Here is an 18,308-nt window from a genome sequence, read left to right on the forward strand (position 1 = left end):
CGATTGTTCTCTCCAAGATTCAGACCGCGTTAAGTAGTTGTTCTTCCCCTGCGATGCCAGGCTCCAGATTCCACGCGTTATTCGCACGTCACCCGTTCTAACATCTTAAAAAAAGGGCAGTGAGAGGTTATACACCTACCAACCACCCTTTTCATTTAATTCATGATTTATACGTTTAATCCTGATTACGCAGTTGTTTCTTCGCCTTGGTGAGCTTCAACAACAGCATCGGCCATTTTACCAGTCAACAATTTAACAGCGCGAATCGCGTCATCGTTACCTGGGATTACATAGTCGATTTCATCCGGATCACAGTTCGTATCAACGATACCAACGATTGGGATACCCAATTTGCGAGCTTCCGCTACGGCGATACGCTCTTTGCGAGGATCGATAACGAACAATGCGCTTGGAAGACCCTTCATGTTCTTGATACCACCCAAGAATTTCTCAAGACGATCTTTCTCTTTGCGGAGAAGGATAACCTCTTTCTTAGGCAATACTTGGAACGTGCCGTCCTCTTCCCAAGCTTCGAGCTGCTTCAAGCGGTTAATACGCTTTTGGATCGTTTCGAAGTTAGTCAAAGTTCCGCCGAGCCAACGTTGGTTGATGTAGTACATACCGCAACGCTCTGCTTCTTCCTTCACGGAATCTTGAGCTTGTTTTTTCGTGCCGACGAACAGGATTGTACCGTTCTCTCCAGCTACGTTTTTCACGAAGTTGAATGCTTCTTCAACTTTCTTGACCGTTTTTTGCAGGTCGATGATGTAGATACCGTTTCTTTCAGTGAAGATAAATTTATCCATTTTCGGGTTCCAGCGACGAGTCTGGTGACCGAAGTGTACGCCAGCTTCCAAAAGCTGTTTCATGGAAATTACTGCCATCTTCACGCACCTCCTAAGTTTGGTTTTTGTGTGTCCCTCCGCCAAGATCATTTTTCATTAAGACTCCCAATCCTGGAAGCACCCTCAACGAAATCACTCTAGCGTGTGTTTTAACACCGTCAATTACTATAACATAACCATGGGCAGGTTGCAATGTCTTTTGTGTACTTGATCAGGTCCATTCCATCAACGGCTGCAACCAGATCCTGTAAAGAAAAAAACCACTCTCAACCGAAGGGCTAGTTGGAGGGTTTTGCTGTGATTTTGGTTATGATCGAATTGTAGCTCTCGCCTGCTGTGAACGAATATGTACCGCTTTGGATCATGGTGTTGATCTTTTTCTCGGTTGCCTTATTAATGAATGCTTGTTTGTTATCAATGACGCCAGCACGCAAAAGACTGTTTGCCACATCACTGAGATTATTTCCAGCTGGAATATTCACTTTGATAGGCGCTTCCGCTTTGGCTGGCGTTTTCGGCTTCGCCGGATCCGTCACTTTGAGAGTAGATTCCTGTTTCTTATCCACGCCCGCTTCAGGCTTCTCCGGCTGCTGCGGTGCTTCCGGCTTGTCCGTTTCCGTCTTCCGTGCAGGATTGGCCCCTTCTTCGGACTCACCAGCGCTCTCACCAAGCCTCTTCTCTTCCCACTGCTCCGCCGTCATCAGCTCGTCCGAACCTTCGACGACTTGCATATCCAAAGCTTCCGCTGCAGCCATCAGCTGCTCCTTCGTTAACTCCTGCGTCTCCGATGCGGCTGTGCCTTGACCGATCCACATCAGCTGAAGCAGCACTGCGCCGATCACGAGACCACTCCCCAGGCCCATCATAAATGTACGGTTCTTGATCACACGGATTCCTCCTGTTTGGCCAACTGGATAATAAGTTGAACTTCGCCTCGCTGAAGACCCGTGGTCTTGGCAATCATATCGATGGACTTTCCTTGTTCATATAGATCAAACAGCTCCGCGTATCTGGATTTGATGGAATGGACAAGTGGTGCAGGCTCAGCTTCGGAAGCCGCTGCAGCCTCTCCTGCAGACAAAAAAGCGTCCGCAGTCGTTTGCGCCAGCTTCTCTTCCGCTGTTCGAAGACGCGTTTGCGATTCGGTCATTTTCTGCTCCATGGCCAGCATGCGCTCCCGCAAATCACTGATCTGTTCTTGATGTGCTTGCTGCTTGGCATCAAGCTCTTTCTTCATCTGACCAACCAGTTCCACCAGCTGTTCGTTCTCGTTCTGGATTTCCGCCATATATCCTTCAAGCGTGTTCTCCACTTCTTTTACAACCCGCTCGCTGGACACGGCCTCTTCACGGCGTTTCGGCAGCATAAATGCATACAGCACGGCGGCAATGCCAAGCAGCACGATATATATCCATGGTTTCAAATCCATTAACTCCTTTGTGCCTATAAATTATCTAGAGCGAAACATCGAAATTTTTGCCTTTATAGGGATGCTCTGCCGGCTGCTCCAATGTCTCGCCCGTTTCCGCCGTTCCCCGACCTTGTTGCTGCCCAGAGGATTGACGGCTCCCGTCATCGCGCACGGCTGTTTCCGCCGTCTCACTCACTTCTGTACTTCGCTGGGCTTCCGCACGGCTGTTCTTGGATAACTCACCCGCAAGCAGCGTCTGATCATTCATCGGGCGCTGCTGGGATTCATTATGCATCTTGCCCGCTTCATTGGTTCTGGGGACCGCAATTTGCATCTCAACCGATTTCAAACTCAATGGAATCACCTCATGATATAGGATCATGTCCACAAGCATTTAAAACGTCTGTTCTGTCCTACAAGAGCGGTACCATAGTGATATCCCCTTCATGATAGTAAAAAGAAACCCGCTGCGTGGGATCCTTAACAAAGCGGGTATACCGCCCTATGACAATTTTGGCACCGCCGTAGATCGTCTTTACCACATTCACTCTTGCTTTGCCGGTATCCTCAAGCATCTTCTCGATTTCCAGCATTCGGTCCTTAATATCGGATTGTTCTGCCATGTTTGATTTTTTGGTGGCATTCAGTTTGATTCGCAGCGCCAGCTTGTCTGGCGACAATTGACCGGAGGAAGCTAACTGATTCAGAAGATAAAGCGCTTTATCGGTTTTATCCATACTTTCCAATGACTGTTTCAATTGGGCTCTAAGATCCGACAGTTCATTCCGCAGCTCGGGGAGAACACCAACTTCAATTACGGTAGCTGTCGACATGCTGTTTCCGATCGTTCGGGCAACCACTTTTTCACCCGCCTGCAAAATGCCGCCTACCACAAGGCCCTTCATACCGTTGCATTCGATATTCCGGACCGCCCGGATATTGGAGTGCATGATGCTCTGCGAGACAAATACGCTAGCGCCGGCTATGACGTTTCCATCCTGGATGAACGAGCTTTTGACATCCTGACCCGCCTTGACATAACCCTTGTTATAACCGATGATTCCGCCGGATATATCGATCGAGCCTTCAGCCTCCAGCTCGGCTCCTTCCACAAAGCCAGTGACTCGGATGTCCCCTGCTGCCTTGATTCTGAATCCAGTCAGCACATTGCCGCGAATGACCACCGTGCCGACAAAGTCGATATTGCCTATACTGTAATCAACATCTCCGTTAATCTCATATACCGGAAACACATTGATTTTTCCCTTTTCGGTTTTGGTGAGGAGTCCGTCAATTGCAGCGTACATGGCGGTTTTCTCGGCGTTAACAACGACGTTCTTCCCAACCTTGAAATGAGCTTCCTTTCCCGGTTTGCTCGGAATCTCCTCTCCGGTCACCGCCGTTCCAGGGACTCCCTTCGTTGGCGGGATTCGGGTGGCAAGCAGCTGCCCCTTCTTTACATTATTTAAACGAATCACTTCTTTATAATCCACTTTGCCATCTTCGATTTCAAGCGGCTTCAGATTCGTCTCATTCCCAAAATTAACGGTAAATTCGATTCTGCCGTTCTGTCCGTGCATAGGTTCCGTTCCCATTGCAATCGGCGTTCTACTATATTGATATTCCTCCGCATGATCTGCGATTCGCCGCAACGTATCATGTTGAAGTCCATATCGTATCTGGTGACTTCTCAGAAATTGTTCAAGAGCTTCTACAGAGCAAGAGAAATCCTTCTCCCATTTGGTGAACTGTATATAGGCGACGACCTTGTCATCCGATAGCGTAACGCTAAAGTACTGATCCAATGCATAATCTACAGACAATCCAGGAACCCCCTTCATATATGGCAAGCGTCAATCGTTTTGCATCAGCAAATCCCGATCTTTATCGAGCGCGCCCCGAAGTCTCAAAATCGCTTTGGAATGAAGCTGAGATATTCGTGAAGGTGATAGCGACATCACTTCAGCAATTTCGCTGAGTGATAAATCCTCATAATATAATAAGGAAACTACGGTCCGCTCTTTCGGGGTTAATTTACCGATACCCTTCATCAGGGCTTCTCGCAGGTAAAATTCATGGACCTTGTGATCCGGATTTTTCGCTTTCTCATCAACCAGGAGCGACATTCGGGTCTCAGACTCCTCCTCGCGGATCGGATCCTCCAGAGATGTCAATGTCATGACTGCTACTTCCTGCAGCATGTGCCGGAATTCCTTCTCAGTCACGTCAAGGTAATCACTCATCTCGGAATCACTGACGCTGCGTAAATACTTCTGTTCCAACTGCTGATATGCAGTTTCAATCTTCTTCGCCTTCTCGCGGACAGAGCGCGGCACCCAGTCCCCCTGGCGCAGCGAGTCCAGAATAGCCCCACGCACACGCCAAGAAGCATAGGTTTCGAATTGCAGGCCTCGTTTGTAATCAAACTTCTCGATGGCGTCAATCAGACCCATTACCCCATTGCTGGCCAAATCTCCCTTAGAAACGTTCTTCGGAAGACCGATGGCCAAACGGCTTGAAACATAGTCAACGATGTGTAAATGATATTCGATTAGTTTCTTCTTCGCTTCATGGTCTCCATCTTCCTTCCATGCGCTCCATAAATCCGCATGGTTCAGCACAGAAGCTTTACGTTCGTCCAATTGCCTTTACCCTCCTTATTTTTCCGTAAGGTGACGAACGGCCTTGGCCAGTTCTTCGGGTTCTTTCGTTGAAACCAGCTTAGGAGGATTTAGCGGTACAAAGTCTCCATTCTCTTTGCTGCTGGATTCGGAATGGATTAAATCCATCAATTCCCGATCCTCATCAGGCGTGGATAAATCAAGAACAGTCCCTCGGTCTTGCTCCCGCTGCGTGTCGGCGTCCCCTTGAACAGTGGCTCGCGGACCCGTAATGGCACCAAACACCCAATTCAACAGGAACGCCAGAAGAAACCAAATCGTACATGCAAGGAGAGCCCGATACATGCTAGTCATCCACAGATTGTTACGTATGGAGAAAATAAATGTGAACACAAATCCGGCAATTCCAGTCATCAGATAAAAACGAAGTTTTCCCATTAGCTACAATTCCTTTATGCCCTTTTGTACGCTTCGTATTGTAAACTTACCCGTTGCACAGTCCAACTCAACGGTTCTTCCGTAATTTCCTCCGGTATCCTCGGCAATTAGCGTTATCCCCATCTGCTCGAGCCCAGCCTTGCAGGACTCCACATTACGAGGACCGATGCGCATGGTGTCACCGGAGCCGGCAAAAGCAAACATTTGAGCTCCACCGGCCATTTTGGCTACCATACGTGCCGGGGAAGCCCCCAAGTTCCTCATCTTGTTCAACAGAATCGGAAGAGCCGTATCGGCGTATTTTGCCAGGTTTAGCTGCCCTTCTCTGGCAATCGCTGAAGATGGAAGCATCACATGCGCCATTCCACCAATCTTCGTCACCGGATCATACAACGTCAGTCCAACGCACGAGCCGAGCCCCGTTGTACGCAAAATACCGTTTGGACCTGCGACGTTCAGATCCGCCATGGCTACTTTCACTATGCTTTGTTCTTCAATCATGCTCTAAAGGCACTCCTAAAGCTTCGAAAATTTGAGCAAATGATTGTGGATCAGGTATGAGGAAGAACTGGCCTTCCACCTCGTTCTGCCCTTCTAGGAACGTCGTGTTGATTAAGAGGGCATCGTCTCCCATTTCTCCGAACTGCAGCAGTCCATAACTTAAGATGGCACCTGCCATATCCATCGCGAGAGCCGGCACCGTAGGTGTCATGGACAGATTGGTCAAATCAGCGAGCGACGATAAGTACGAGCCTGACAATATATTTCCGATCTCGCATAATGCGGACTGCTCCATCTCGGAGAATTGCTCCTCATCCGACACTTCAAAGCCCGCCAGATTCTGCAGCAAATTCTTCCCGGCTTCCGGACTCATAATAAAGAAGAGATTTCCCGGCGCACTGCCTTCTACCCGTAAAAATACGGCAAGAACGAGTTGTTCGCTCCCTCCTACACTTTCGGCAATCTGTTCAAAAGGCAGGAGTTGAACTTTGGGAACAGCCATATCAATCGGTTTGTTAAGCAAGCGGGAGAGGGCGGTTGCCGCATTGCCCGCTCCGATGTTTCCAACTTCCTTCAAAACATCCATTTTGATTTCCTTGCCATGCTTAAACAGTTCCACTGTCTACTCCTCAAGGCCTTCCAGCTGAATAATCTCACTTTTGTTCAGCACTTCGGACAGATTCAGCATGACGAGAAGGCGCTCCTCTCCTACCTTCGCGACACCGCGAAGATATTTCGCTTTAATTCCGCCGACAACCTCAGGTGGATTGTCAATGCTGTCCGTATTCAGATCGATGACATCACTTGCGGAATCCACGATAAACCCTACCTGCATGTCATTGACCGCCACGATGATAACCCGCGTTTGATCGGTTGCTTCAACCTCTTCCAATCCAAAGCGGCCGCGCAGATTGATTACAGGAATGACGACGCCGCGCAGATTAATAACCCCTTTTACGAAAGCATAGGTCTTGGGAACACGCGTAATGGGCATCATTCGCTCAATGGTCTGAACCTTGTCTACCTCGATGCCGTATTCTTCCTCGCCAAGTCTAAAGACAATAACCTTGATTTCTTCTCCCATGAATAAGTCCTCCTTCAAAATGTGTGGCCTGCCGCCTGAGTTATAGCAACCTGTTATTTGATAAATGCATTTGCGTCAATAATGAGAGCGACTTGTCCATCCCCTAGAATGGTTGCTCCGGATACTCCCTGAATGGCAGGCAGATATTTACCCAAATTCTTAATGACGATTTCACTCTGTCCAATAAAATCATCGATGGTAAGTGCCGCCAGACGATCCCCTTTGCGGATTACAACGATTTCTGTTTCTTCTTCCAGCTCCTCATCAAAATCCGGAATTTCAAACAAGCGGCTGAGCGAGATGACCGGAATCAGTGATTCTCGGAACTGGATCATGCGACTGCCGTGAACATGTTTGATTTGGCCACGCTTGATGATGCCCGTTTCAACAATGGAGGAAAGCGGAATCGCATATTTTTCAGATCCCATCCGGATTAACATAGCTGCAATGATAGACAGCGTTAATGGAAGCTGAACGGAAAAGTTTGTGCCTTTCCCCGGTGTCGAGTAGATGGTGACGTTACCGCCCAGGGCAACTATTTTGGATTTAACAACGTCGAGCCCAACACCTCGGCCGGATACATCCGAAATTTTCTCTGCGGTGCTGAATCCCGGTGCGAACAGCAGTTGATTGACCTCGTCATCGGTCATGGTCGCTGCTTCGGCCTCTGTCACAACGCCTTTTGCCAGCGCGTTCTTTAGAATTTTGTCACGGTAAATGCCGCGTCCGTCATCTTCAATCTCAATGAAAACATTGTTGCCGCTATGAAACGCACGCAGATGCACGGTACCGGTCTCCGGTTTACCAGCAGCGATGCGGTCGGCAACAGGTTCGACACCATGGTCAGCCGAGTTGCGCAGCAAGTGGACCAGCGGGTCACCAATCTCATCAATAACCGTACGATCCAGCTCCGTCTCAGCTCCGGTAATAATCAAATCAATCTTCTTGTCCAGTGTTTTGGCAAGGTCACGCACCATCCTTGGGAAACGATTAAACACCGTATCTACAGGAACCATGCGCAGCTTCAGGACGATATTCTGCAAATCGCTGCTCACGCGGCTCATATGCTCAACGGTGTCCGTCAGCTCCTGATTCTTGGACTCACTGGCCAATTGCTCTAGCCGTACCCGGTCAATCAGCAGCTCACTGAACAGATTCATTAATACATCCAGCCGCTCAATATCAACCCGGATCGTTCTCGAAGGATTACCTCCCCCTGCATTTCGGGCAGGTGCCTTGGACTCTTTGGCAGGCGCTGAAGGGCTCTTGGCTTCCGGTGAAGCCACAGCCGCTGGAGCTGCCTCTGAAACTTGCGGTTTGACAGCTTCTGCTGTTGCCGCACTCTCCTGAACCATTTGCTGCAAAGATTCATGATCGAGCGCCACAACCGTAGTAGTCTCGATCTCCGAAACGCCCAGAATCTGGCTTTCAATGTCTTGCGTTTCTCTTTGCGTTATGTAATACAACGAAAATACGCGATCGAATTCACCTTGTTCAATCTCTTGAACGTCCGGATACGTTTTGACGATTTCCCCGGATCTTTCCAGCGTTTCGAATACCATGTAGGCACGAACCGCCTTGAGTTGGCAATCCTCTCGCAATGTCACTTGTATATATAAAACCTTATGTCCTTCCGAAATCGATTGATCAAGCACGGAAAATTGAAACTCATCCAATTCAATTCCTTGGACGGCCACAGCGGAGTTATCTCCTTCGGCAGCTGCCCCTCCAGGCGAAGCTCCTTCACCACGTACAATCGACTGCAAGGAAGCCACGATTGAGGAAACATCCGCTTTCCCGTCTCCGCCTTCGGTAATATCCTGCACCATCGATTCAAGAGCGTCCAAGCTTTTGAAGAGCGTGTCAAAGATAAAATCCTGCATCTTTAGCTTTTCGTTCCGGACAAGATCCAGCACGTTTTCCATCTGGTGGGTAAGTGAAGCCAGATCTTCGTATCCCATCGTTGCTGCCATACCCTTCAACGTATGAGCCGATCGGAAAATAATCTGTACGATCCCGATATCGTCCGGGTTGCTTTCTAATTGAAGCATGTTTTCATTTAATGATTGCAGATGATCATTTGACTCATCAATAAACATTGTCAAATATTGATTCATGTCCATTGAGAGACACCTCCTCTTCAAGTTCACTTTCCGTTATTTACAGCTTGAACCATTCTAGGTGCAATATCATGAAGTGGCAGAACGTGGTTTACGCAACCGAGCTCAACAGCTGATCTTGGCATCCCGTATACGACGCAGGTTTGCTCGCTCTCCGCATAGGTGGATGTCACTCCTGAATCGTAAAGCTTCTTCATCATTCTCGCTCCATCGCTTCCCATGCCGGTCATCAGCACCGCATGACGTTTGATCATGGTCAACGGCAGTAGGGATTCGAACAGCACATCTACAGACGGACGGTGACCATTGCGAGTCTCATCCTGACTGATCCTGATTTGGTAAGCGCCGCTGTCCGAGCGGTAAACCCTCATATGGCTGCCCCCCGGTGCAATGTAGGCTTTCCCCGGTTCCAATACCATCCCTTGCTCTGCTTCCATGACCTCCAGTTGACTGAATGAATTCAAGCGCTGTGCAAGCGATCTGGTAAAACTCGGCGGCATATGTTGAACAATGACAATCGGGGCACAGAAGTCGCCGGGAATGGGCTCGAGAAAAGCTTTCAATGCTCTTGGCCCGCCGGTGGAGCAGCCCACCGCAACCAAATCCGTCAATTCCGTTGACTGCGGTATCTTGGCCTCACGGAGCTGACGACCCTCGTTCTCTGGAAGCACGACTGGAGCTAAGTCTGCAACAGGTTTACGATCTGCCCGTTTTCTCTTTGAACCAGAGGGCTCGGCGCCGTCCGTAACAGTAGGCATCTTCTTCTCAACAGTCCGAGATGACGGCAAACGAGGCGAATCCATTCGCTTGCTCCGTTGGTCAGTCTCGCGGACCGTCGTTCGCGTCTCGTTCAGCTGCGGCTTCTTGTTCAGCGTTTTGTCAGAAGGCTTTGGCGAAAGAGGAACCGTTATGTCCGCACTCCGTCGTCTCTGCTCTTCTTCTTCCCACAATGCCCTCCGCTGTTTAGCCTGCATCGCCGCATTCAGTTGTTTCATTAGTTCTGAACGCACCTGCTCAATATCAAGCGCATTAGAAATGGAAGGCTTTCGTATAAAATCAAATGCTCCTGCCTCAAGGGCAAGAATGGTCTCTTTCATGCCTTGCTCATTAATGCCGGACAACATAATGACCGGACGGGGGCCCGATTCCATAATGAACTTCAGAGCATCCAGGCCGTTCATTTCCGGCATTTCTACATCCAATGTAATGACATCCGGATTCAATTCCTTTACTTTCCGAACGGCGTCAAGCCCGTTATCAGCTGTTCCGACAACCTGAAAAGATGGGTCACGCTCGATGAAATCGGAAAAGATTTTCCTCATAAATGCGGAATCGTCAACGACAAGCACACGAAAAGGCTTCATAGATGTCCACCTCAGTTTCCATTAATCCAAGCAAAGAATCATTTCGTACGTTTGAGCCACCGATGCATAAATCCTGTGATTCCCTTCGGAGCTTTCGGCTCTGTGGCAGCAGGAACGGTCATGTAGCGAAGCGCGATCCGTCTGATATCACTAGAGGCGTTACATCGCGGATAAGCTGCTGTAAATGGGACCTGCCGCTTAACCGCCTGAACAACATGCGTATCATCGGCAATCGAGCCGAGCAGCTTGATGTCGATATCAAGGAAACGCTGGGCCGTCAAAATAATTTTGTTTGCTGCCTCCCGAGCCTCCTGTTCATCACCCGCACGATTGACAATTAGGCTGAACGGAACCTGGTTTTCCGTGCCGTGCACCACCTTGATTAAGGCATAAGCATCCGTAATGGATGTCGGTTCCGGCGTCGTGACGACAAGGCATTGATCAGCGGACGTAATAAACCTCATATTTTCCTTGGACAAGCCAGCTCCCGTGTCAAAAATGATATAGTCCATTTCCGAGGAAATAATTTCAATCTGTGAAATAAAATAATTCATTTCCTCTTCAGACAGGGACATCATGTCAGCCAAACCCGAACCTCCGGCAATGTAAGGAAGCTTGTCCGGTCCATATTGAATTACTTCTTCAATGCTCTTCTCCCGGCGAATGAGATGATACAAGCTGTACCGAGAGCTCACGCCCATAAGAACGTCAATGTTTGCCATCCCGATATCGGCATCAAACACCAACACCTTTTTGCCCATCGACTGTAAAGTCAGCGCAAAATTCAGTGTGAAATTGGATTTCCCAACCCCGCCTTTACCGCTGCTGACCGTAATAATCTTGGCCGTTCTTGGAGATGCTGCCTTACCGCTGTTCCCTGATTGCTGAGAAGAAACAAGCTGGCGGAGCGATTGAGCTTGATCCGTCATGTACGAATCTCTCCCAGCAGTAGATGGCATAACCGCTCGCTGTCGGCCATCAACAGATCATCCGGCACATTTTGACCATTGGTCATATAGGACAAGCGAAGGTTATGGGCATCTATCAGATTAAACAAGGAGCCGTAACTGCCGGTCTCATCCATCTTCGTGAAGATGACCTTATCGAGTTCGTATTTGCTGAAATGATCCGCGATTTCGATCATATCGCTGCTCTTGGAGGTCAGGCTGAGCACAAGATAGGTTTCGCTTTGATCGGAATGGGAGAACAGGCTTTGAAGCTCGGAAACGAGCAGCTCATTCCGATAGTTCCGGCCTGCTGTATCCATCAACACCAAATCACACTCCTGCAGCTTCTGAAGGGCTCGCTGCATATCACCAGGCGATTGCACGACTTCCATCGGCACATTGAGAATGGATGCATAAGTACGCAGCTGTTCAACGGCAGATATCCGATACGTATCGGATGTAATAAAACCTACCTTGCGTTGGTTACGGAACAGCTGCTCTGCAGCGATCTTCGCGATCGTGGTAGTCTTACCGACCCCTGTCGGTCCAGCGATATATACAATCCGCGTCTCGGGTTGAACGCCGGCGCCGATACGCCCCTCAAGGAACGCCTCAGCTTGCTTGTAAATCACGTTCTGCAGCTCGGCCTCACTCATCTGCATATGATTAGCTTTCCAGGCTTCCTCCGCGGCCGTGAGCCACTCTTCCGTCAGTTTGGCCGAAAGATCCTGCTTGAGCAGCTGATCCCGAATGAAATGCAGCGGCTCAGGAAGATGCTGCGCTTCAAGATTTTGCCTGGATAATCGCGCAATCCATTCCTTCATTTCCTTAAGTTCTTCAAGGACTCTTTGTTCGGATTCGCTAATTCCTAGACGGGAACTTAAAGACTCCTCCTGTCCCCCACGGGATGATTGAACCGATTGAACAGATTCAACGGAAGCTGCTGTTTCCGTTTGATCGTTTCGCATCGCTGCTTGTGCAGCTGCTGCAGGCTGTTGCACATGGCCCACTTCGTTCTTTTGCCTGTTAACTTCCTCCTCGGAAGCTGCAACCTGGCTCAGAATCTCGGCAAAAAGACTATAGTCATCCTCATGCTGTACGCCGGAAGCTGTATCCGTGTTACTCGCAGAATTCGTGGAGGTCTGTGTACCGGGCTTCGAAATTTCAGCCGTTCGTTGATAAGCCTTGGGTACAGCACCAGAAGGTACAGCAGGCAGAACTTTGGACTTCATCGGAGCAGAACCTTTGGATTTCTCCGCTTGCTCTACTGCCGCGATCACCTCGATCTTCTTACGGGTAAACATCCCCAGGAATCCGCCTACCTTGGTTTCCTTCGTACTCAGTATGACGGCATCCGCACCCAAATCCGTACGAATGTGCTGCATCGCCTCAGGCATCGTGTCGACGATATACCTCTTCACTCTCATAAGTTCACCACTCCGACACTTTGAATTTCGACGTTCGGCTCCAGCTCACTATAGGACAACACCGGAATATCCTGCATGCTTCGTTCAATGACCTGCCTTAAATACATTCTTATGGCCGGTGAGGTAAGCAGAACAGGCTGCTGTCCCATCTGAATGATCCGGTTAACCTGTTCACTGAGCTTCTGAAACACACTCTGTGTCGATGCCGGGTCCATGGCGAGATAGCTTCCTTGGTCACTCTGCTGGACGCTTTCGGCGATCTTCTTCTCCAGCTGCGGTCCAACCGTGATAACCCGCATGGCCTCGCCCTCTTGAGCATATTGCTGTGTAATTTGGCGAGAGAGGGCTTGTCTAACATATTCGGTAAGGACATCTGGATCTTTCGAATAATGCCCGTAATCCGCAAGGGTCTCGAGAATTGTGACCATGTCCCGGATTGAGATTTTTTCGCGGAGCAGCTTAGCCAATACCTTCTGTACTTCTCCAATGGTCAGCACAGAAGGAATAAGCTCGTCCACAAGGACCGGATAGCTTTCTCTAATATTGTCAACCAATGCCTTGGTCTCCTGGCGCCCAATCAGCTCATGGGCATGTCTCTTAATTAACTCAGTCAAATGGGTAGCTACAACAGATGGTGGATCAACAACCGTATAGCCGGCAAGATCCGCTCGCTCTTTCATGGCTTCATCTATCCAAAGAGCAGGAAGTCCGAATGCCGGTTCGGTCGTTTCGATCCCCGTTACGGAATCATCCTCGTACCCAGGGCTCATGGCGAGATAGTGATTTAATAATAATTCACCACCGCCGACAGCATTCCCTTTTATTTTTATGACATATTCATTCGGTTTTAGTTGAATATTGTCGCGAATTCGGATAACCGGTACGACGAGTCCCAGCTCAAGTGCGCATTGTCTCCGAATCATAATGATCCGGTCCAATAAATCTCCACCTTGCTGCGCGTCTGCGAGTGGAATCAACCCGTACCCGAATTCGAATTCGATCGGGTCCACCTGAAGCAGGTTGATCACACTTTCCGGACTTCGAACCTCTTCGATTTGCTGTTCCTCCTCCAACTGCTCCACTTCGACCTGCTTGCGATCCAGATTGTTCTGCATCCTCCGTGCCGCAATGAATAAGATGAGAGCAATCGGTGCGGTCGTAATCAGATGAATGGGTGTGAAAATCCCTAGCAACAGAACGGTTCCTGAAACAATGTACAATAGATGAGGGTAGGAGAAGAGCTGCCCTGTTAGATCCTCCGCCAGGTTCCCTTCCGAAGAGGCTCTTGTAACAATCAAGCCCGCTGCAGTGGAAATCAGAAGCGCCGGAATCTGACTGACCAATCCGTCCCCGATCGTCAGGATGGAGTAAGTGCTCATCGCGTCTCCGAATGACATTCCATGAATCGAGATCCCGATGATAAACCCGCCGATCAGGTTGATCAGCATGATGACAATCGTGGCGATGGCATCACCCTTAACGAATTTACTTGCACCATCCATAGCCCCGTAAAAATCGGCTTCCCGCTCGATTTTTCTTCTACGCTCCCTGGCTTGCTGCTCATTGATCAAACCTGCGTTCAAATCCGCATCGATACTCATCTGTTTACCAGGCATCGCATCGAGCGTAAATCTTGCCGCAACCTCGGCTACCCGCTCCGAGCCTTTGGTAATGACGATGAACTGTACGACAACGAGAATCAAAAAGACGATGAAGCCAACCGCAATTTCACCATTCGCTATCCACTTACCAAACGTGGCTACAACCTCACCCGCGCTAGCTTCCGACAGGATCAGCTTCGTTGTCGAAATGTTAAGCGCTACACGAAACAGTGTCGTGATGAGCAATAAGGAAGGGAAAATGGAGAAGTCCAGGGCTTCCTTCGTATTCATGGCCACCAGCAAAATAATAAGCGCCAGCGAGACATTGATAATCAGGAGTACATCGAGCAGCCATACCGGGATCGGAAGAATCATCATGAGTACGATGCCAATGACACCCGCAAGGACAGATAGATCTTTTATTTTCACTGCACTGACGCCTCCGGTCCCTAATTATTTCACTTTACCTTTTAGTTTATATACATAGGCCAGCACTTCCGCTACGGCCTGGAACAGGTCTCCCGGAATCGAATCCCCGATTTCCGACCGTTGGTACAAAGCGCGTGCCAGCGGCTTGTTTTCCATCGTTATAATTCCGTGTTCCTTCGCTATTTCTTTAATCCGCAAGGCCATGAAATCCTGGCCCTTCGCAATGATCTGCGGAGCTTCCATCATGGACCCGTCATATTTGATCGCCACTGCAAAGTGGGTCGGGTTTGTGATGATAACGTCGGCATTCGGGACTTCCTGCATCATCCGCTGAAGTGCCATCCGACGCTGGCGTTCCCTGATCTTTCCCTTAATCAGCGGATCGCCCTCCATCTTCTTGTACTCGTCTTTGATGTCCTGTTTGGACATTCGAATGTTTTTTTCGTAATCATATTTCTGATACATATAATCCAGAATGGCTAGGATAATCAGCCCGATGGCAATCTTGAAACCCAGTGACATGGTGATATCGGCCACGAAATGAAAAATGGTGTCGGGTCCCATCGTTGACAAGGAAGATAGTCCTTCCCTCGCAGCCCACAAGGTGGTGTACACGAGGTAACCGATGATGGTCAATTTAATGACCGATTTCAAAAATTCGACCAAGGAACGCATCGAGAATATGTTCTTGAACCCTTTGATGGGATCGATTTTACTGAACTTCATTTTCAAAGTCTCGCCCGTCAGCATAAACCCGACCTGCAAATAATTAGCCACCAGCGCAATAACGAACACCGAGATAAACAACGGAGCCAGCAGAAGCAAGATTTGGACACCATACTCCCCAAATAACTGCATCACATTGTCTTTCGTAACGTCCATGGAGAGCCGATTAATATAAATGTCGGTGAATAATCGAACGATGCGGTCTCTCATATACCCGCCGAAAATTAACAAGCAAAAGAATGCGGCCAGCAAAACCGATGCACCCGATACCTCCATACTCTTGGCAACTTGGCCTTTCTTACGCGTATCCTGGCGTTTCTTCGGTGTTGCTTTCTCCGTCTTTTCACCAGCGAAAAGCTGTAAGTCGACCGGATACCGGTATGACATCTGCTTCACCTCCATCCTCCTTAAGTCGGCCCGTCTCCAATAACGCCGAGCAACTGCCGGAGTGCTTCAAACATTTTGGCAAACAGATGATCAAATAGTGACACCAGCATCGGCATGAGCAGCATCAGCAGCACGAGTCCAACGATGATTTTGATGATAATACCTATAACAAATACATTGAACTGCGGTGCCGTCCTTGCCAGAAAGCCAAGCCCGACATCGGTCAGGAACAGGGCTGCTACCAGCGGAGCCGCCATTTGAAGTGCCAATACAAAAGAGTGCGAGAATGTCCGTACGAGAAAATCCGTTACATTGCCGTCATGGATCTTCCCAAACACATCACCCGTAATCGGAATCCAATCATAGCTGTACATGATCGCATCGAGCAGATAATGGTGACCATTCATGCTCAGAAATACCAGTAGAGCCAGATAATACTTGAAGGTACCGATTAATGGGGTTGAAGTCCCTGTAAATGGATCGATGACATTGGCCATGCTGAACCCGATCTGAATATCAATTAATGCTCCTGCCGTTTGGACGACGGTCATAATAAGATAAGCAGTGAAACCAAGAAGCAGTCCCACCAATACTTCCTGGACAATCAATATGACATAAGACAGATCTTGCGGAACCACTTCTCCGAGCCCGAACGAAAAATATACGATCAGGGCAATGATGGCCGAAAGGCCTATTTTGTAAGAAGCAGGTATACCGCGTGAAGTAAACACTGGCGATATTACAAAAAAAGCTGTTATTCGACAAAAAATAAGCATGAAAACAGGTAAACTTTGCTGTAACCATTCCATGGACACTCAGCCTATCCGATATATTTGTAGAGATTGTCCAAAATCCCGTGGGTAAAATCCACTAACGTCGTTAATATCCAAGGACCAAACAGCAGTAATGCTACAAGAACAATAATAATTTTTGGTACGAAAGCCAGCGTCTGTTCCTGGATTTGTGTTGTCGCTTGAAAAATACTGATGATAAGTCCGACAACCAGTGCGAGAACCAGCATCGGTGCACTCACCTGGAGCACAATATAGACCGCTTGTCCTGCCAGACCGATAATAAATTCAGCGCTCACGGCGAGTCCCCCTGTATTCGAATTACTTGCCGCTTATTGCTACGTGTTAAAGCTCATCAGCATGGATTTCACGACCAGATACCAGCCGTCTACCAAAACGAAGAGCAAAATCTTGAATGGCAGCGAGATCATAACTGGCGGCAGCATCATCATACCCATCGCCATCAGCACGCTGGCAACCACGATATCGATGACCAGAAACGGAATGAAGATCATAAAGCCCATTTGAAAGCCAGTCTTCAGCTCACTAATGGCAAATGCCGGTACCAAAACCGTTAACGGAATATCCTCGTAAGATTCGGGTTTCTCTGCGCCTGTGTAATTCATGAACAACAATAGATCCTTTTCCCGTGTGTGCGCGAACATGAACTTCTTCATTGGATCTTGAGCCTTATCCAGCGCTTCCGCTTGGGTAATCTCACCTTTTAGGTAGGGCTGGAGCGCTACATCATTTATCGACGACAACGTTGGAGCCATTACGAATAAGGTAAGAAACAGGGCCAGGCCGATCAACACTTGGTTTGGCGGTGTTTGCTGTGTGCCGAGCGAAGTGCGGACAAAGCCAAGCACGATAACAATCCTTGTAAAACTAGTCATCAGCACCAGTATCGCCGGTGCAATGCTAAGAATGGTGATCAGGAGTATCAAGGACAAGGAGCTTGTCCCCGGTGTGTCTCCCTCATTGCCGATTTGAATATCGATGTTTGGAATCGGATCCGCAAATGCTGTATGGGAAAACAGAAATCCAAACAATATGAAAATCGCGATAGCGTACGAGATCTTTTTATTCATGAATCTTTTTGATCCTCCCGCAGCAATTCTTCGACCTTTTCTTTCCGGTTCGGTACGCTGCGCAGCTTGGATTCGAACACTTCATGGAAAGAAGATGTATCGTCCAATTCCATTTCTTCCGGTGGTTTGCCTTTACGGAGTTTTGCCGCCAATTTCGTTATGAAAGGCGGCAGTGCCCCATTATGTATTCCAGAATCCTGTTCAAATGCAGCTTGGATAAGCGCAACTTCAGCTGGATCAGAAATTTTGTCCACCAACCGGACGTCTTCGCCAACTCCGATCACATAGATGATGCCCCCAATTTCGACGAGCTGAAGGGACTTGTTAGGGCCCATCCCAACCGCACCCAAAGTACGAATGGAGCGGCCCTGCATCCAGCTCTGATTCTTTCTGCTGAGAAAGCGAATCAGGAACACGATCAACGCAACAATGATGGCAAGTACGATAAAGACATAAAATAACTGTAAATAATACCCGGTAGTACTACTTGAGCTTAATCCATCAGAAGCTGCCATCATCATAAGA

Annotated in this window: 20 protein-coding genes; all 20 read right to left on the minus strand. The window is 48.7% G+C overall.

What is annotated here, in order from left to right; genetic code table 11:
• Positions 1-185: 185 nt before the first annotated feature.
• Complete coding sequence (rpsB, locus tag ACOZB4_RS10820) at positions 186-884, minus strand: 30S ribosomal protein S2 (protein WP_036642081.1); 699 nt, start codon at positions 882-884, stop codon at positions 186-188.
• 239 nt (positions 885-1,123) lie between these two features.
• The gene (locus tag ACOZB4_RS10825; RefSeq protein ID WP_379404667.1) at positions 1,124-1,732 is read right to left on the minus strand and encodes an endolytic transglycosylase MltG; all 609 of its coding nucleotides are present in this window, start codon (positions 1,730-1,732) and stop codon (positions 1,124-1,126) included.
• Positions 1,729-2,274 carry a DUF6115 domain-containing protein gene (locus tag ACOZB4_RS10830; RefSeq protein WP_379404669.1) on the minus strand — a complete coding sequence of 182 codons (546 nt, stop codon included), beginning with the start codon at positions 2,272-2,274 and terminating at the stop codon, positions 1,729-1,731. Before ACOZB4_RS10830 ends, ACOZB4_RS10825 begins: the two co-directional genes overlap by 4 nt.
• Before the next feature lie 25 nt (positions 2,275-2,299).
• On the minus strand, positions 2,300-2,611 hold the full coding sequence (locus ACOZB4_RS10835; protein WP_076324971.1) for a hypothetical protein: 312 nt from the start codon (positions 2,609-2,611) through the stop codon (positions 2,300-2,302).
• 58 nt (positions 2,612-2,669) lie between these two features.
• On the minus strand, positions 2,670-4,079 hold the full coding sequence (locus ACOZB4_RS10840) for a DUF342 domain-containing protein (RefSeq protein ID WP_076324972.1): 1,410 nt from the start codon (positions 4,077-4,079) through the stop codon (positions 2,670-2,672).
• A 30-nt stretch (positions 4,080-4,109) separates the two neighbouring features.
• Positions 4,110-4,898, minus strand: coding sequence for a FliA/WhiG family RNA polymerase sigma factor (locus tag ACOZB4_RS10845; protein WP_071220103.1), 789 nt, complete (start codon positions 4,896-4,898; stop codon positions 4,110-4,112).
• A 15-nt stretch (positions 4,899-4,913) separates the two neighbouring features.
• On the minus strand, positions 4,914-5,315 hold the full coding sequence (locus ACOZB4_RS10850; protein ID WP_379404672.1) for a hypothetical protein: 402 nt from the start codon (positions 5,313-5,315) through the stop codon (positions 4,914-4,916).
• 3 nt (positions 5,316-5,318) lie between these two features.
• Positions 5,319-5,816 carry a chemotaxis protein CheD gene (locus ACOZB4_RS10855; RefSeq protein WP_006211305.1) on the minus strand — a complete coding sequence of 166 codons (498 nt, stop codon included), beginning with the start codon at positions 5,814-5,816 and terminating at the stop codon, positions 5,319-5,321.
• The gene (locus ACOZB4_RS10860; protein WP_251035541.1) at positions 5,809-6,402 is read right to left on the minus strand and encodes a chemotaxis protein CheC; all 594 of its coding nucleotides are present in this window, start codon (positions 6,400-6,402) and stop codon (positions 5,809-5,811) included. Before ACOZB4_RS10860 ends, ACOZB4_RS10855 begins: the two co-directional genes overlap by 8 nt.
• 36 nt (positions 6,403-6,438) lie before the next feature.
• Positions 6,439-6,900 carry a chemotaxis protein CheW gene (locus tag ACOZB4_RS10865; RefSeq protein ID WP_076324974.1) on the minus strand — a complete coding sequence of 154 codons (462 nt, stop codon included), beginning with the start codon at positions 6,898-6,900 and terminating at the stop codon, positions 6,439-6,441.
• 53 nt (positions 6,901-6,953) lie between these two features.
• Entirely contained in the window at positions 6,954-9,023 is a 2,070-nt protein-coding gene (locus ACOZB4_RS10870) for a chemotaxis protein CheW (RefSeq protein ID WP_379404675.1), read from the minus strand.
• A 23-nt stretch (positions 9,024-9,046) separates the two neighbouring features.
• Complete coding sequence (locus tag ACOZB4_RS10875; protein ID WP_379404677.1) at positions 9,047-10,384, minus strand: protein-glutamate methylesterase/protein-glutamine glutaminase; 1,338 nt, start codon at positions 10,382-10,384, stop codon at positions 9,047-9,049.
• A gap of 38 nt (positions 10,385-10,422) precedes the next feature.
• A complete protein-coding gene (locus ACOZB4_RS10880) occupies positions 10,423-11,313 on the minus strand; it encodes a MinD/ParA family protein (protein ID WP_379404679.1) in 891 nt (296 codons plus the stop codon).
• The gene (flhF, locus tag ACOZB4_RS10885; RefSeq protein ID WP_379404681.1) at positions 11,310-12,758 is read right to left on the minus strand and encodes a flagellar biosynthesis protein FlhF; all 1,449 of its coding nucleotides are present in this window, start codon (positions 12,756-12,758) and stop codon (positions 11,310-11,312) included. Before flhF ends, ACOZB4_RS10880 begins: the two co-directional genes overlap by 4 nt.
• Positions 12,755-14,788: a flagellar biosynthesis protein FlhA gene (gene flhA / locus ACOZB4_RS10890; RefSeq protein WP_076324979.1), complete on the minus strand. Its 2,034-nt coding sequence runs from the start codon at positions 14,786-14,788 to the stop codon at positions 12,755-12,757. Before flhA ends, flhF begins: the two co-directional genes overlap by 4 nt.
• A gap of 24 nt (positions 14,789-14,812) precedes the next feature.
• Positions 14,813-15,901 (minus strand): flagellar biosynthesis protein FlhB, encoded by a 1,089-nt coding sequence (flhB, locus tag ACOZB4_RS10895; RefSeq protein ID WP_098747031.1) that lies wholly within the window; start codon positions 15,899-15,901, stop codon positions 14,813-14,815.
• Positions 15,902-15,921: 20 nt separating this feature from the next.
• The gene (gene fliR / locus ACOZB4_RS10900) at positions 15,922-16,710 is read right to left on the minus strand and encodes a flagellar biosynthetic protein FliR (RefSeq protein ID WP_076324980.1); all 789 of its coding nucleotides are present in this window, start codon (positions 16,708-16,710) and stop codon (positions 15,922-15,924) included.
• Positions 16,711-16,721: 11 nt separating this feature from the next.
• Positions 16,722-16,991 carry a flagellar biosynthesis protein FliQ gene (fliQ, locus tag ACOZB4_RS10905; RefSeq protein WP_009594725.1) on the minus strand — a complete coding sequence of 90 codons (270 nt, stop codon included), beginning with the start codon at positions 16,989-16,991 and terminating at the stop codon, positions 16,722-16,724.
• A 39-nt stretch (positions 16,992-17,030) separates the two neighbouring features.
• Positions 17,031-17,783, minus strand: a complete 753-nt coding sequence (fliP, locus tag ACOZB4_RS10910; protein ID WP_100538065.1) for a flagellar type III secretion system pore protein FliP — start codon at positions 17,781-17,783, stop codon at positions 17,031-17,033.
• Positions 17,780-18,304, minus strand: coding sequence for a FliO/MopB family protein (locus ACOZB4_RS10915; protein WP_076324982.1), 525 nt, complete (start codon positions 18,302-18,304; stop codon positions 17,780-17,782). Before ACOZB4_RS10915 ends, fliP begins: the two co-directional genes overlap by 4 nt.
• Between the last annotated feature and the right edge of the window lie 4 nt (positions 18,305-18,308).

Source organism: Paenibacillus sp. NPDC058898, from assembly GCF_049316025.1.
GTDB lineage: Bacteria > Bacillota > Bacilli > Paenibacillales > Paenibacillaceae > Paenibacillus_AQ.